The organism is Acinetobacter rudis, from assembly GCF_000829675.1.
In the GTDB taxonomy this organism is placed as follows: Bacteria; Pseudomonadota; Gammaproteobacteria; order Pseudomonadales; family Moraxellaceae; genus Acinetobacter; species Acinetobacter rudis.
On sequence record NZ_BBRX01000048.1, the window covers coordinates 1 to 15,716 of the forward strand.

Here is a 15,716-nt window from a genome sequence, read left to right on the forward strand (position 1 = left end):
ATATACGATTTATCTCATTTTGTGATTTTATATTGGTAATATAGTTTTAACATGATGTGTAGCACATATAAGTGAGATAAAAAAATACTTTAATATCAGCCTGTTCCACTTCGTATTTAAATCATGAAAATACCACTAGTAAAGCTGGCAGTTTATTGTTTTATCCTTGTTTATTCGAATAATTAACAAAATTTTTACCCATAGAAGTAAAAATGTGGTCGGATGGGGTCGGATGAACAAGGCAATAAAAAAGCCCTAAATCATTAAGATTTAAGGCTTATTTACATTTAGATGGACTTCTCTAAATTAGAATTTGGTGGAGATGGCGGGAGTTGAACCCGCGTCCGCCAACACTACACTCGAGAATACTACATGCTTAGATATCGTCTATTGTTTTAACATCTTGTGACCCGACGAACAGGGTACGAGACGCGATCCTCTAAGTTTGGTATAAAGCCCCGAGGCTTGACTTTATACGGACTTGTGTGCGTGCGCTTCGGTCGGGTTCACTGACCACAAGTATTCAGTGAAGCGGACAAACTGCCCTTAGGCAGCTAGAGCGTAAGATTCGTCGTTTGCGACTATAAAATTGCAAATTTGATTTACGAGAGGAAATGCGCTCTCGGCATGCATCTATGAGCTTCATCATCAGCGTCGAAGCCAATAACATCCCCAAAGTACTTAGCCATAGTAACAGATATTTAAAAAAATACGATATATTTTCTTCGTATTGCTATATTTTAACGAGCTTGAGGCGTTTAAATACTCTAAAATGATACAATTTCAACCACAAAAATTAAAAGATATGAGTTATTTACTTGCAATAGATCAAGGTACAACATCTTGCAGAGCAATCATATTTGACCAACATGCGCAGATCCATGCCACAGCACAACGTGAAATTCATATTACAACACCACATTCAGGTTGGGTTGAACAAGATGCTCAAGAAATTTGGACAACTCAAATTGCTGTAGTGCAACAAGCCATTGCTTCAGCACGTTTAATGCCTAAAGATATTTCAGCCATAGGTTTAACCAACCAAAGAGAGACAACAGTTGTTTGGGATAAAAAAACCGGCCGCCCTCTCGCACCTGCGATTGTCTGGCAAGACCGTCGTGCTGCACCTTGGTGTAATCAACTGATTGAACAAGGTTTAACTGATGTGATCCATCAAAGCACTGGATTACGCATCGATCCTTATTTCAGCGCTGGAAAATTAGTTTGGTTACTAGACAATATTGAGGGCTTAAGGACATTAGCTGAACAAAACCGTGTAGCTTTTGGCACTATTGATAGTTGGTTAATTTGGAACCTCACTCATGGTGCAGAACATGTCATTGAAATGAGTAATGCTTCACGTACGATGTTGATGAATTTACACCATCAAACTTGGGATGAACAACTGCTGGATATGTTTAATATTCCACGCAGTATGTTACCTAAAATTATTTCATCAGATTATTACGTTGCAGATACTGCTCCTGGTTTATTGGGCGCTAATATTCCAATCACTGGTATACTCGGTGACCAACAAGCAGCGCTGTTTGGTCAATCCTGTTTTGAGGCAGGTAGTGCCAAAAACACGTATGGCACAGGCTGTTTTATGCTGTTTAACACTGGCAGTGAAATCCAATACAGTAAAAATCAATTGTTGACCAGTTTGGGATGGCAATGCCAAGAACAAAACCGTTATGTACTTGAGGGAAGCGTCTTTATGGCAGGCGCAGTCGTACAATGGTTACGTGATGGGCTTGGGATAATAAAAAATAGTGCTGAAGTTGAAAAACTGGCTTGCCAAGTAAACAGTAGTGATGGTGTTGTTCTTGTACCGGCGTTTACTGGTTTAGGTGCTCCGCACTGGGACAGTGATGCCCGTGCACTCTTATGTGGTATGTCACGCGGTACACATAAAGCACATATTGCACGTGCTGCGCTTGAATCTATTGCCTTTCAAGTTTCTGATGTGTTGAATGCCATGCAAGCTGATATTTCCAAACCACTTACAGAGCTCAAGGTCGATGGTGGTGCAAGCCAAAATACCATGTTAATGCAATTTCAGGCTGACCTGCTCAATGTTCCTGTACTGCGCCCGAAAATGTTGGAATCAACAGCATGGGGAGCTGCGGCTATGGCTGGGTTACGTGCTGGTGTATTTTCCAACCTAGATGAAATTCGTCAATCTTGGCAATTAGATCGTCGCTTTGAACCACAAATGAGCGAGGATCAACGCCAAGCCCGTTTAGCAGAATGGGCAACAGCATTACAACGAACCAAATCCCAAACTTTATAAAAACTTCTACTGAATAAAGAGAAATCAATTGTGTATATGGATGTATCATATGATTAATGCTGAGCTTATTGATACATCCATTCACATCTTTTTTTCAACTCTCATTATTTAAAAAAATTGCAGTGATCAACACAATTATTTCAAGGAAGATGAATCTGTCCCAGCATATTCTGAGGTTTAGGTAACAACCAAATCAACACACTAATTAATATAAAGATCAAGGAAAATCCCCAGAAAATATGGTTAATCGAGATCGTCATGGCTTCATGATCCACCACATTGGAAACCAACTCCAAGCTGTTTTGTTGAGAAATATGGGCACTCAATAATGCATGCTGACTCTGTGTCATTTGTATACGCGCAACCATTTCATGGCGTGCAATCTGACTGTAGTTACTCCATAAACTCATCGAGATAGATGCCCCTATTGCACCAGACAATGTCCGAATGAAGTTCATCATCCCCGTTGCCATAGCCAGTTCATGAGACTGTACCGCAGCCAAAGCAATATTACTTAGCGGTATAAAAAAGAAAGGTAAAGCAAAGCCTTGTAAAATTTGTGGCCAAGCCAGATCGATAAAATCTACATTGTTGGCCCAATCAGTTCTCAGATAACAAGATAAAGCAAATACAATAAATCCAATGCTAACCAAAAGACGCTGATCGATCCAATAAATCAGCTTAGCCACCACAACCGACATTAATAAACTTCCCACCCCCATTGTCGCCATCAGGTAACCAGCCCAAGTTGCGGTATAGCCCATATTGAGTTGTAACCATTGAGGTATTACCACAATACCGCCAAAAAAAGCGCCATAAGCAACAGACAGTGCCAAGGTCGCTATGCAAAAACTTTTGTTTGCAAAAATGTGCAGTTGAATAATCGGCTGTCGCCCAGTGAGTTCCCAAGCAAGAAATAGTGAGAAAACAATCAGGGTTATCATCGCTAAAACCCAAATTTTAGGATGATTAAACCAATCATAGTCATGCCCCATATCCAGCATCATTTGCAGTGCCCCCACCCACACCAGTAAAAAAATCATGCCAATGACATCAAACTTCGACTTGCTCAGTGGGGATTTAATCTTCGACAAAAAAAGATATACACCGTAAATTAAAAAAAAACCTATAGGAACATTGATCAGAAAAATCCAATTCCATGCCCAATTTTCACTAATAATTCCTCCCAAAATTGGGCCTAAAATCGGACCTAAAACAGTTGTAGCAGCCCAAATCCCAAGGGCGTGTATATATTTTTCTTGAGGGAAAATACTGATAATCAAAGTTTGACTTAAAGGCATAATGGGTCCACCAAATAAGCCTTGTCCGACGCGGCACATGACCAATAATTCTAGGCTATTAGATAAACCACAACAGATTGAAAATACAGTAAATCCCATTAAAGCTATACTAAAACTGCGGACCAAGCCAAAACGCTGTGCGATCCAACCCGAAACACATAAGCCAATCGCCTCAGCGATTGCATAAGACGTTATAATCCATGTGCCCTGTGAGGTTGATATCGCTAAGCTTCCTGTAATAGTCGGTAATGACACATTAGCGATGGTCATATCAAGCACCACCATAAAATTGGCCAATGCCACAATAAAAGCAGCAATCAATAAACGAATACCCTTAAGGTTCGTTTTTAATATTGTATTATTCATAATCTTTACTATTTTTATTATTAAAGGCCTTTTAATGGCCGTGTTATTGTTTTGAATTTAACTCAATCGTCGCATTCATCGACAATCCGACTCGTAAGGGATGTTCTGCTAACTGTTGTGGATTAAGCTGAATACGTACAGGTAATCGCTGTACCACTTTAATCCAATTTCCGCTTGCATTTTGCGCCGGAATCAAAGCAAAAGCAGAACCTGTCCCTCCAGATAGTCCCATGACTTTGCCACTATATTTGATGCGGCTTCCATAAAGATCAGCAGTTAAAATCACGCTTTGGCCTACACGTACACGCTGCAGTTGGCTCTCTTTAAAGTTGGCATCCACATACAATTTGGAAACAGGTACAATCATCATTACTGTTACCCCAGGTGCAAGTCTTTGGCCAACTTGTACATCACGACGAGTCACTACACCATCTAAAGGTGCACGAATCACAGTACGCTGTAAATCAAGCTGTGCTTGTTTTAACTGAGCTTTCGCAACCAAGATATCGGGTAAATTCGCTTGTGTAGTACCTTCAATCAGGGCCTTACTTGCATTTAGAGTACTTTGTGCCGCATTTCTTTTAGACTCAGCTTGAGTGAGACCAGCCTTCGCCACTTCAATATCTGCACGTGCAGAATTATAAGCACTTTGTGCTGTAGCCAATTCCTCCTTAGAAATCGCCCCTGACTGACTTAACTTTAAACGTCGATTAAACTCTGCCGCTATACGTTCTAAATGCACCTCTGCTTGCACCACCTGAGCTTTAGCTCGCAGAATATCATCTTGACTCACCAATAGCTGTGCATTTAGACCATCAATATTGGCACTACTTTGATTAAATTGACGTTGAGCTTTAGCAAGCTGAGCTTGCGCTTGTGCAACAGCAATATTGGCATCACTAGGATCCAATATCAGCAGTACATCCCCTCTTTTGACCTGTTGAGTATCACTCACTTTCACGGCGATCACTTGACCATTAATCATTGCACTAATATTTGCAGTTTCAGCACCAACATAGGCATTGTCAGTCGAGACAGTATTGCTAAAAAACAACAAGCTTATAAGCTTTACAAATGCACTCACAACAACCACACTCACGATCAAAATCAGTAATCGTCGTCGTTTTCTATCACGTTCTTTAACTCGTTCAGGAGAGTCTAAATGGTCTGCTCGGTTAGGATGATCAAGCCTTTGTGGTGCTGTTATATGATGGGGGGTGTCAGTCATTTTATTTTCCTTCTTCGACTAAACCCATACAGCTGCCGTACATGCAATGTCGATTATTATTGGTATCAAAGACATGTAATATATTTTAATGATAATGAGGCAGTTGCTTAAGTTCAAAATTCTATATGATTCAAATCGTGTTCTAACCCAAGTGTACCCACTAGGCTAGGGTTGAACGCATCAATTTGTACTTCGGTCGTTGTGTTTTCTTAGCATCTGTATAAAAAATTTATAGTCTTCTAAAATTAATAAAAAAAACCCATAAACCTAAGCTTATGGGGCATCACTTTATTTATATGACATGTATGAAGATAAATGATCTGAAATTAATAAGCATATGATGCAATAGCAGTTGCGATTGCCTTACCTTCATCATTAACCATCGTCATACGCATTGTACATCCCTTACGTCCCAACCTTAGCGTTTCTGCTTTGGCAATAAAGTGCTGGCCACGCCCAGGAGATAAATAATCTACCCGCATATCCACTGTCGCTAAACGTGAAACTTTCTTAAGCGTCTCAGGTAATTCATCAACGCCTGCACGTTTGTAAAGCTCAGCCATCGCCACGATCCCCCCTATACTGTCGAGTAAAGTCGCAGCAACACCACCATGCAAAATCTGAAAAGCCACATTACCAATCAAATACGGCTGCATTTCAATATAACCTTCGATTTCACCATCAACAACACGCATCTGCATACTGTTATGAGAAAAATAAGGTGAATGGTTAAATGCTTGAATCAACTGCTCAAGCACTACATTGATATCAACTTTTGCACCAAAGTGAATATTACCTGTCCACTTCTTTTGCGATTCGCTCATATATTACTCAAATTATCTACGTGGTGAAAAAAGCTACTGTTTTTTCACCACAAATGAATTAAGGGGGCTACAATATGCGCTAGTTTAATAGCGAACATCGAGATTGTTATGACTTATACGTTCAATCGTCCCGCTTTTCCGGCTACGCGTATGCGCAGAATCCGTAAAAATGATCACCTCAGAGCGATGATTAGCGAAACTCATCTAAGTACAGATCACTTGATTTATCCTGTTTTTGTATTACCAGGACAAAACCAAATCCAAGATGTTCCAAGCATGCCAAATGTTCAACGTCTCTCAGCTGACTTACTGCTAAAAAAAGCAGAGACCTTGCTACAGCTAGGTGTCACGAAACTGGCACTATTTCCAGTCACCCCGCAAGAAGACAAGAGTTTAACAGCTGAAGCTGCTTGGCGTGAGGATGGTGTAGTACAAAACACATTACGTTTGTTAAAAAAAGAATTGCCAGAAATGGTGCTGATCACTGATGGTGCACTAGATCCGTATACGACACATGGTCAAGACGGCATTATAGATGATCACGGTTACGTACTAAATGATGAAACTGTAGACTGTCTAGTCAAACAAGCTTTGAGCCATGCAGAAGCTGGGGCTGATGTTATTGCACCGAGCGACATGATGGATGGCCGTATTGCTGCAATTCGTCAAGTTCTCGAAGCGAATGGCTTTATTGGCACCAGTATTATGGCTTACTCAGCCAAATATGCATCGAGCTTCTACGGACCTTTCCGCGATGCTGTGGGCTCAGCAACCAACCTTAAAGGTGGTAATAAATACACTTACCAAATGGATGTAGCAAATCGTGCAGAAGCGCTACATGAAATTGCGCTCGATATTCAAGAAGGTGCAGACATGGTGATTGTAAAACCAGGTATGCCTTATCTTGATATTGTACGTGAAGTTAAAGACAACTTTGGCGTTCCTACTTTTGTTTATCAAGTCAGTGGTGAATACGCAATGTTGGCTGCTGCAATTCAAAATGGTTGGTTATCTGAGCAAGTCATTATGGAAAGCTTAATGTGCTTCCGTCGTGCGGGTGCTGATGGAATCTGGACCTACTACGCAGAACACGCAGCACGTCAGCTCAAAGAAATGGCTTAAGCGCTACGGATTGCTGTTGCAACATGTCATCTACAATGATGGCATGTTACATCCATTATTTTATTTTCACCCTACTTATCTCTCACTGAGTACACCATGCATATCGCCATTATCGGCGCAGGCGTTAGTGGTCTGTTGTCTGCTTTAGAACTTGTCGAACACGGTTGCACCGTCAGTATTTTTGACCAAGCACAGGCGGGGCAAGCAGCCTCCTGGGCAGGTGGCGGTATATTGTCCCCAATGTATCCTTGGCGCTATGCTGAAGCAGTCAATACTTTGGCACAGTACGGTAAAACTGAATATCAGCGTTATAACGCAAAAATTTCTGCGCAAACAGGGATTGATTTCGAAATTCATGACACAGGTATGCTGATTTTTGATGAAGAAGATTTTGCAGTTGGGCAAGCTTACAAAACCCGTTTTCAAGAGCCTATGCAACACTGTGAATTATTAGAAGGTGCTCAATTACATCAGGTCAACGCTAGACTTTCATCACAATTGCAACGTGCGATGTATTTTCCTGAACTCTCAAATATTCGTAATCCTAAGCTCTTACAATCCCTAATTGCCTATTTGACTCAACATCCACGCGTAAATTTTTATACTGAACATCAAATCATTAGATTTAATTTACAGCAGGATCGTGTGAATTCGATATATGACCAAGATGGCACAGAGTTTTTTGCAGACCAGTTTGTGATTGCAACAGGTGCTTGGTCAGCGCACTGGTCTACACAACTAAATCTAGATATTCCAGTAGAGCCAGTACAAGGGCAAATTTTATTATTTAAAACCCCTGCGGATTGGCTACCCACCATGTGTATGAATCAGGTGATGTATCTGATCCCACGTCAGGATGGTCATGTACTCTGTGGATCAAGCGTCCGACACTGTGGTTTCGATACCCAAACAGATCCAGTGACCCAAAGTCATATCTTAAAGCATTGCTTAGCCATGGTTCCTGAACTAGCACAGTTCCCTATTGTAAAACGTTGGGCGGGTTTAAGACCTGGTTCACCAGATGGTGTGCCTTATATTGGTCAGATGCCAGAACATCGTAACCTATGGGCAAATTTCGGACATTATCGTAATGGCTTATGTATGGGGCCAGCTTCAGCACAACTGTTACGTCAGTTAATGCTCAAGCATGACCCAATTGTTGATGCTACAGCCTATTCGACTACACGTTTACAATTCCATAAAACTACTGCACCCTCACTCTAAGCTGTAATGAATCAGGCTATGAGTGACCAAACATGCGCAGCGCCATACGCTGTGCTTGTTTTCCATAAAACCATAAGGTAATTAGTACCATAGGTACACTGACCAATAATACCAAACCCAGCGCCATGGCAAGGAACTGCCAATGCCCTAAATAACTGAGAAAACTATCCCATATTTGTGGGTCCTGTCCTGCAAAGTAAGCAAGACTGGCAAGAAGTCCAATTAAATTAAACAGCCAAAAACATGTAATGAACGCAACGGTAAAGTATTTTCTTTCTCTTGCCGTTGGTGCACGGCGCTGTCTTTTTAAGAAAATATGGAGAACTGTAATCATTGCTGCCAAATAAGGCGTAGTTACAAGTGCTGCTGCGATTTCATTTGGAATCCATGCCGCAATCAAACCTGTCACCAGCGTGTAGACAAAACAAAAAAAGAAGAACCACAAGTAGTAACGAGTGAGTGTAAACATGCTCAAAATCCAAACGATGAAACCAAGCTTATCAGCTAAAATCAAAAAACTTATTTTTTTTTGATTTTGTTGTCAACCAATCTAAACATTATAACGTTATTGTGGTTGTAAGGTCTGCAGCTACCGAACTATTTGTGCTGGCATCCACAAATATGATCGGTAACTTACATGGTAACGATTAAAAAAAATCTTATGCTTCCCCGTTTGATTGAGCAGCATATTCAAACGGCTTCACTCAGAAGCATCTTGACCGACGATTTTCCATCACTCGAATCGTCGGTTTTTTATTGCCTATCATTTAGCTTGTGCGGGTAAATCATGCACAATCAAACTCAGTCCAGTTCAAATTTATGCTAACTTAGTTGAGTTCATCTATTTCTGTGATTGTGCAATGACTGTACGTTTTTTTCATACCTCTGACTGGCATTTGGGACAGTATTTTTATCAACATAGTCGTCACTATGAACATGCCCAGTTCTTGTCTTGGTTACTTGATCAAATCGAACAAAAAAAACCAGATGCACTCCTCATTGCAGGAGATATTTTCGATGTCATCAATCCAGGGTCTCAAGCACAAAAACAACTTTATCAGTTTTTAGCTGATGCACAGTCGCGTGCCCCACACATGCAAACCCTAATGATTGCGGGTAATCATGACTCTGGTTACCGAATTGAACAAGTTGACCCGCTCCTTGAAAAATACCAAGCTCATGCTGTCGGAGTATTACACCGCCGTGATGATCAACAGCTCGATTTAGAACGCCTCATTTTACCTATTTATAATGCTGAACAAGAAATCGTGGCTTGGTGTCTAGCCTTACCTTTCTTACGTTCGGCTGAAATTACCAGCAGTCATGAACATAGTCGTAATAGCCAAGATGCGATTGCCTATATTCATCAACAGTTGATCGCACTGGCCAAAACAAAGAAAACAGCGAATCAGGCGCTGATTTTGATGTCTCATGCACATATGCAAGGTGGTGAAACCAGTGACTCAGAGCGCCCAATTATTATTGGCAATGAAGAAGCACTATCCACAGCCTTATTTGATGAAGTCATTGACTATGTGGCTTTAGGACACCTGCACAAACCACAAAAAGTACAACATGCACATATTCGTTACAGTGGCTCACCTATTCCGCTGTCATTTAGTGAGGTCAACTATAAACACCAAATCATTGAGGTGTGTATTGAACCTGAAAATGATCCTGATCAACGTGTAAAAATCGACAGTTTAATGATTCCACGTTGTGTTGAACTCTACAAAATCACAGGTGAACTCAACGAAGTATTTGAGCGGTTACACACCCTGCCTCAAGGCCCGATAGAGCAACTTGAGCAACGTCCATATGTCGATATCGAATACCATACCCAAACACCTCCAGCGCCTCAGTTACGCCAACAGTTTGAAGATGCGCTTCCACCAGATCGATACCGTCTAGTTCGCATTGCACGAGTCTATCGCAACAATGAAAATGACCCAAATCTACAACCGAGTGTCAGCCTAAGTCCGCCTACGCCACAAAGCCTCTTTCAACAGCTTTGGCAACAACAAGGCTACGCTATAGATTCTGAGGTGGAAAAAGACTTTGCTAGCTTAGTCCAAGAAGCAGAAGCATTACTTGAACAACAGACTGAGCAAGGCAGCCACTCATGAAAATACTTTCAATTAAAATTAAAAACTTAGCCTCTCTTGCGGGTGAACAATATATCGATTTTGATAGTGAACCGCTCGCTAGTGCTGGTCTCATTGCAATCGTTGGCAAAACTGGAGCAGGTAAATCGACTATCCTAGATGCCATGTGTTTGGCTCTATTTAATCGCGTTCCTCGTCTCAAAGATAGTGATGGTAAAATTACCGATGTTGATGGCTCAGAATTACCTGTTAATTCCCCTTTGACCGTTCTGCGCCGTGGCACAGCTCATGGTTATGCAGAACTATGTTTTATCGCCCAAGACCAAAAACACTATGCTGTACGCTGGGAAATTAAACGGGCACGTGAAAACCCCACTGGAAAATTGCAGAACATTCAACGCAGTATTAAATGCTTAAGCGATAGTGTTGTCTTAGCAGACAAAGCCAAGGCAGTTGATGAATGGGTAAAGAAAATTACACAACTGAGCTTTGAACAGTTTACTCGAGCGGTATTATTGGCTCAGTCTGAAGTCACTGCTTTTTTAAAAGCAAGAGACAGCGAGCGTGGTGAATTACTCGAATATCTCACCAACTCCAATATTTTTACTAAAATTGGTGAGTTGGCATATCGTAAAACCAAAGATATTGCTGGGCAGCGTAAACAACTCGAACAACTCATGGGGCATATTGATTTACTCTCAGCAGAACAAGTCACTGCCCTCGAAGCTGAACTTCAACAAAGCAAAGATCAAGTACAACAGCAAGAACGTCAACAACAATACTTACAACTTCAACAACAATGGTTTCAGCAGCAACAAAAGCTTGAGTTGGCACTAGATGAGAAAAAACAGCAACAAATACTGCAACAACAAGCACAGCAGGCATTAGCAGAACAACGTAACTACCTTGAGCGTATTGAGATATTCGCTGAAATTCGTTCTCAAGTTGATCAACAACAGCAGTATCAACGTATACAGCAACAGCTCGAACCCAGTATTACTCAATTACAAACTCAGTTTGTAGCGATTGAACAACGTTACACTCAAGTGGAAATGCAATATCAACAAGCTCTGGAACGCTTCAATCAACTCAAAGAGTTTCGCCAAAAGTATACCCATGAACTGAAGCAGTTACAGCAGTGCGTTGATCTTAGAGAAGTCATCTCTGATGAATACCGCAAGTTAAAGCACAGCAAGCAGCTACTGTTAGAACAACAACAACCAGTGAGTCAAAACGCAGAACAGTGCCTACAGCAGCTCCATCAACGACAACAGCAGTTGGTACAACAACAAAATCAGCTCATGGAAACCCAGAAGTTTTCGACGCTAGATGCAGGACTGTCGACTCACATCCAACAACTGCAACAATTTATTCACCAATATCAACCTTTCGTACAGGCTTTTGGATCAATTGCTCAGGCGCAACAACAAATTGCTGAACTGCAAGAAAAGCAACAGCTGTCTATCCATCAATTTGGCACCATTACTAAGATTGAACTGGAGCTTAGCCAAGCCCAACAAAAGCGTGAAACTCAACTCAATCAATTAACACAACTTGATTTTCTCGAACAACAACTACAACTCTTGACCCAATTAAAGCAGGAACAGCAACACAGTGAAAACCTGCTTAAACATGCACAAGCTGAGCGTCAAGAAGTACAGCAGCAAGTGATACTCACTGAGCAAGACTATCAAAAGCAGCAAACAGCTCGGATTCAATTACAACAGGTGTTACAGCAACAGCGCCTACTTCATAGTGAAAACATTGAAAAATTGCGTCAAAGCCTCGTCGAAGATCAACCCTGCTTAGTCTGTGGTAGCTTGAATCATCCATATCAAAATGATGATCCAGCACTCAGCAAGGCCCTTTTTGAATTACAACAGCAACAAGAGCAACATGCTGAGCAGCAGGAACAACAGTGTCTTCAAGCTTGGCAACAAGCCAAACAACACTACACTCGCCTGCAAACCAGCGCAGAACAATATACTCTGCACCTTGCACAGCTTGAGCAAAAATATCAACAGCTCGAATTAGAGTTACAGCAAACGAGCCAAGCTTTAAGTATCACACTCGACTTAAGCCAAGACCACGAACAATTAAAGAACCAACTACAAGAGCAAAAACACCAGCAACAGCAACACATTGAATTGCTGGCCACACGTTGCCTTGATTGGTCTCAAGCCATTAAAGATCAACAACAGCGGCAACAGCAGCAACAGAGCATTCAGCATCAACTAGATAGCGCACAGCAACTGCAACAACAATTACAACAACTCATGCAGTGCTTATCGCCTGCTGAACAACAGCAGTGGCAAGAGGATGTCATACAGAATAGTCAACAGTTGCTCTCAGAGCTAAAAGCACGTCTAGAGCGATTACAAACCGAGCAACAGCTACAGCAGCAAATACAACAGATCCAGCAACAACAGCAATTACTCGATGCAGAACTCAAGCAGTTACAACAACGTGGAATAAGCTTAGATCAAGATATTGAGACTGTTGCCAATAAGGGCCAACAAAACACAGAACAAGCTCAACAGTTGATTTTTACAATGACAGCATTAGCTGATTGTAAACCGCAAGAATGGCTAGAGCAACTGCAACGACAAGATCAGCAACAACTACAACAGTATCAAACTGAACAAAAAAACCTAGAGGCTTGCCGCTTAGATTATGATGAGCAAAAGAACCAACTCAACCAACGTAAAGCACAAGCACAGCATAACCAAGAAAGCTTGCATCAGGTCAAGCTTCAAATTCAGCAGTGGTTACAGCTCCATCTTGATTTTAGCGTAGAGCAACTCACGCAGTTACAACAAGTCAGTCCCGCAGAGCAGCAACAGATTCGCCAGCAACTCAGTATGGTAGATCAACGACTAAGTGAAGCCAACGCAGCTTTAAACACGCTTGAACTACAGTGGCAAGACCATCAGCAACATCAACCAAATATTGAATATGCAGCCTTATTAGATGAAATCACATCGCATACAGCACAGTTCACCGAACTACGAGAACAATATGATCAACTGAAATTAAAGCAGCAGTTATATCAGCAAAATCTCAGTAAATTACAACAGTTCTCAGCGCAAATCGAGCAAGTGCAACATCAAGAGCATCGCTGGAGTAAAATTTCAGGATTACTCGGTGATGCAAATGGGAAGAAATTTCGTGATCTAGCACAGCAGTATCATTTGGATATTTTAATTGAGTATGCCAACCAACAATTGGTTATGTTGTCACAGCGATACACCTTAAAACGCCTAGATAATTCTCTTAGTCTAGCCATTATCGATCACGATATGGATGGTGAAACACGTTCAGTGTCTTCGCTTTCAGGAGGGGAATCATTTTTAACAGCTTTAGCGCTTTCCTTGGCGATCGCCAGTATGGCTTCAGGCTCAATGAAAATAGAGTCTTTATTTATTGATGAGGGCTTTGGCACCTTAGATGCCAGCTCATTACACATGGTGATGAATGCCCTCGATCAACTACAAAGTCAGGGACGCAAAGTTGTATTAATCTCACACATTCCTGATATGCATGAACGTATTCCAGTACAGATTCAGGTTAACCCGCGAGGTGCAGGTGCAAGTACCATTGAGATTGTTGCTTAACGATCTGCTGGAAATGCATTTGGCGCAGGTGCATATTGGGAATTACTCGGTTGTTTAACTTCAGGCACTTTGAGTTCATAAACAACCGTGCCAATCACCCCAATATTTTGAATTGAACCATGTGCAGTATTGGCTGCATAAGCATCTTTAGGCTGACTAAAAGCAAATGAAGCTACAGCGTCATGACTTTTACGAAAGCCTTCGATGTCTAAAGTCTTATAAGGTTCTAACACATAGCCAGCATTATGACGCGATGCTTGACGGCCAGTGATCACATCAAGACCATCCACACTCGCCACGACCTCGTAAGTTTTACCTGTGTGGTTCTCGTAGCGGAGTTGATAACTTTGACCATTTTTACCCGCTAAGAAATACTGCTGATCAGCACGATAAAGTGTTAAACCATTACCACGATCATCGACCACTGAAAAACTAATTTTTCCAGCATTTAATGCCATGCTGTTTACAGCACGACCTTGAAAGTCTTTATTGGCATAGCGTAGCAAAGCTTCAGCTACAGGTTTATTACTTAAGCGACGTAAATCCACTTCAGTAACCTGTGATCGAATATCGTCACCCCAAGCTGTACCAAGTCTTTCGTTATTGGCAACCTTAGCATTGGCGACACGGTCTCTTGCCACAGATACAGCGGTGGTCTCTTGACTGATCGGTGTGCTTGTTTGCTGTGATTCGAATGGTTTTTGACTACATGCAGCCAAAAATATCGCAGCAAAAATGCCGATGGCTTGATAGGTCTTTTTCATTTAGCTTGAATATCCTGCTAGGTAATGTACAAACTATAAACAGAAAGCTAAATAAAACAAAGGCAATTTACATGATCAAAAAAACTTAACTGAGGTCATAACTGCGCTGACCAAAGAGTGCTGTACCAATACGTACCATTGTAGAGCCTGCGGTAATTGCAGCTTGTAAATCAGCAGACATTCCCATACTTAAAGTATCCCAATCTTGCGCATGTACATGCTCCGTTTTCACCTGTTGGAATAATTCAGCAGCAGCATTGAATGCTTGATGGTTGTGAGGTGCAGGAATCACCATAATACCGCGTAATCGCAAATTTGGAAGTGCGCTAATTTCACGGACAAGATCGACAACATCAGCCACTGCGCAACCATCTTTACTGTCTTGTTGATCAATATTGACCTGTAAACATATATTCAATGCTGCTAGGCCTGCTGGACGTTGTTGTGATAAGCGCTGTGCGATAATCAATCGATCCACCCCATGTACCCAAGCAAACTTTTCTGCCAAGTGCTTGGTTTTATTACGTTGTACATGTCCGATAAAATGCCATTCAATCTCTAAAGCCTTAAGTGCTTCAATTTTATCTAAAGCCTCCTGCAAATAGTTTTCACCAAAAGCACGCTGACCAGACTGATATAGCTGTTCAATCGCCTGACTCGGATGCGTCTTAGACACCGCCAGAAGTTGCACTTCATCAGCAGATCGATTTGCTTGCTCACATGCTTTTTGGATATGTTCCAATACTTCACGTCGTGCTCGATGCAGCTCATTCATACAGGTTTACTCTTATCTAAAATTTATTAAGCTTGGTCGCCCTAAGATTGGTCAATCAGATGGCTGTCTCTTATTATGCAACAAAACAAAGAAAATAAGA

At 41.4% G+C, this 15,716-nt stretch carries 11 protein-coding genes and 1 other RNA gene; 5 read left to right on the forward strand and 7 right to left on the reverse strand.

The annotated features are described in order from the left end of the window. Positions 1-314: 314 nt before the first annotated feature. Positions 315-674, reverse strand: a transfer-messenger RNA (tmRNA) gene (ssrA, locus tag Aru01_RS12650). Positions 675-805: 131 nt separating this feature from the next. Here ssrA and glpK point away from each other — a divergent pair. Further along, complete coding sequence (glpK, locus tag Aru01_RS12655; RefSeq protein ID WP_040331390.1) at positions 806-2,293, forward strand: glycerol kinase GlpK; 1,488 nt, start codon at positions 806-808, stop codon at positions 2,291-2,293. A 140-nt stretch (positions 2,294-2,433) separates the two neighbouring features. Here glpK and Aru01_RS12660 read toward each other — a convergent pair whose 3' ends face one another. The 3 genes from Aru01_RS12660 to Aru01_RS12670 all read right to left on the reverse strand — a co-directional run bounded on the left by Aru01_RS12660 (position 2,434) and on the right by Aru01_RS12670 (position 6,012). Then, positions 2,434-3,960: a DHA2 family efflux MFS transporter permease subunit gene (locus Aru01_RS12660; protein ID WP_016657235.1), complete on the reverse strand. Its 1,527-nt coding sequence runs from the start codon at positions 3,958-3,960 to the stop codon at positions 2,434-2,436. Between the two features lie 43 nt (positions 3,961-4,003). Then, on the reverse strand, positions 4,004-5,188 hold the full coding sequence (locus Aru01_RS12665) for an HlyD family secretion protein (RefSeq protein ID WP_016657236.1): 1,185 nt from the start codon (positions 5,186-5,188) through the stop codon (positions 4,004-4,006). Positions 5,189-5,514: 326 nt separating this feature from the next. Continuing rightward, positions 5,515-6,012 carry a thioesterase family protein gene (locus Aru01_RS12670; RefSeq protein WP_016657237.1) on the reverse strand — a complete coding sequence of 166 codons (498 nt, stop codon included), beginning with the start codon at positions 6,010-6,012 and terminating at the stop codon, positions 5,515-5,517. Positions 6,013-6,120: 108 nt separating this feature from the next. Here Aru01_RS12670 and hemB point away from each other — a divergent pair, with 108 nt between their 5' ends. Both hemB and Aru01_RS12680 read left to right on the forward strand, forming a co-directional pair. Continuing rightward, entirely contained in the window at positions 6,121-7,134 is a 1,014-nt protein-coding gene (gene hemB, locus Aru01_RS12675) for a porphobilinogen synthase (RefSeq protein ID WP_016657238.1), read from the forward strand. Between the two features lie 96 nt (positions 7,135-7,230). Further along, positions 7,231-8,358 (forward strand): NAD(P)/FAD-dependent oxidoreductase, encoded by a 1,128-nt coding sequence (locus tag Aru01_RS12680; protein WP_016657239.1) that lies wholly within the window; start codon positions 7,231-7,233, stop codon positions 8,356-8,358. 16 nt (positions 8,359-8,374) lie between these two features. On the opposite strand, the gene Aru01_RS12685 is transcribed toward Aru01_RS12680, so the two are convergent. Next, positions 8,375-8,827 (reverse strand): ABZJ_00895 family protein, encoded by a 453-nt coding sequence (locus tag Aru01_RS12685; RefSeq protein ID WP_016657240.1) that lies wholly within the window; start codon positions 8,825-8,827, stop codon positions 8,375-8,377. Between the two features lie 391 nt (positions 8,828-9,218). Between Aru01_RS12685 and Aru01_RS12690 the strand changes: the two genes are divergently transcribed. Together Aru01_RS12690 and Aru01_RS12695 are read left to right on the forward strand one after the other, a co-directional pair. Next, a complete protein-coding gene (locus tag Aru01_RS12690; protein WP_016657241.1) occupies positions 9,219-10,484 on the forward strand; it encodes an exonuclease SbcCD subunit D in 1,266 nt (421 codons plus the stop codon). Then, positions 10,481-14,077 carry an AAA family ATPase gene (locus Aru01_RS12695; RefSeq protein ID WP_016657242.1) on the forward strand — a complete coding sequence of 1,199 codons (3,597 nt, stop codon included), beginning with the start codon at positions 10,481-10,483 and terminating at the stop codon, positions 14,075-14,077. Before Aru01_RS12690 ends, Aru01_RS12695 begins: the two co-directional genes overlap by 4 nt. On the opposite strand, the gene Aru01_RS12700 is transcribed toward Aru01_RS12695, so the two are convergent. Both Aru01_RS12700 and Aru01_RS12705 read right to left on the reverse strand, forming a co-directional pair. Further along, positions 14,074-14,841: a hypothetical protein gene (locus Aru01_RS12700; RefSeq protein ID WP_016657243.1), complete on the reverse strand. Its 768-nt coding sequence runs from the start codon at positions 14,839-14,841 to the stop codon at positions 14,074-14,076. The genes Aru01_RS12695 and Aru01_RS12700 overlap by 4 nt on opposite strands. Positions 14,842-14,926: 85 nt before the next feature. Further along, positions 14,927-15,616, reverse strand: coding sequence for a YggS family pyridoxal phosphate-dependent enzyme (locus Aru01_RS12705; RefSeq protein ID WP_016657244.1), 690 nt, complete (start codon positions 15,614-15,616; stop codon positions 14,927-14,929). Between the last annotated feature and the right edge of the window lie 100 nt (positions 15,617-15,716).

Coding starts and splice junctions, on each gene's coding strand:
- glpK (WP_040331390.1), top strand. CDS start 806: ATGAGTTATTTACTTGCAATAGATCAAGGTACAACATCTTGCAGAGCA.
- Aru01_RS12660 (WP_016657235.1), bottom strand. CDS start 3,960: ATGAATAATACAATATTAAAAACGAACCTTAAGGGTATTCGTTTATTG.
- Aru01_RS12665 (WP_016657236.1), bottom strand. CDS start 5,188: ATGACTGACACCCCCCATCATATAACAGCACCACAAAGGCTTGATCAT.
- Aru01_RS12670 (WP_016657237.1), bottom strand. CDS start 6,012: ATGAGCGAATCGCAAAAGAAGTGGACAGGTAATATTCACTTTGGTGCA.
- hemB (WP_016657238.1), top strand. CDS start 6,121: ATGACTTATACGTTCAATCGTCCCGCTTTTCCGGCTACGCGTATGCGC.
- Aru01_RS12680 (WP_016657239.1), top strand. CDS start 7,231: ATGCATATCGCCATTATCGGCGCAGGCGTTAGTGGTCTGTTGTCTGCT.
- Aru01_RS12685 (WP_016657240.1), bottom strand. CDS start 8,827: ATGTTTACACTCACTCGTTACTACTTGTGGTTCTTCTTTTTTTGTTTT.
- Aru01_RS12690 (WP_016657241.1), top strand. CDS start 9,219: ATGACTGTACGTTTTTTTCATACCTCTGACTGGCATTTGGGACAGTAT.
- Aru01_RS12695 (WP_016657242.1), top strand. CDS start 10,481: ATGAAAATACTTTCAATTAAAATTAAAAACTTAGCCTCTCTTGCGGGT.
- Aru01_RS12700 (WP_016657243.1), bottom strand. CDS start 14,841: ATGAAAAAGACCTATCAAGCCATCGGCATTTTTGCTGCGATATTTTTG.
- Aru01_RS12705 (WP_016657244.1), bottom strand. CDS start 15,616: ATGAATGAGCTGCATCGAGCACGACGTGAAGTATTGGAACATATCCAA.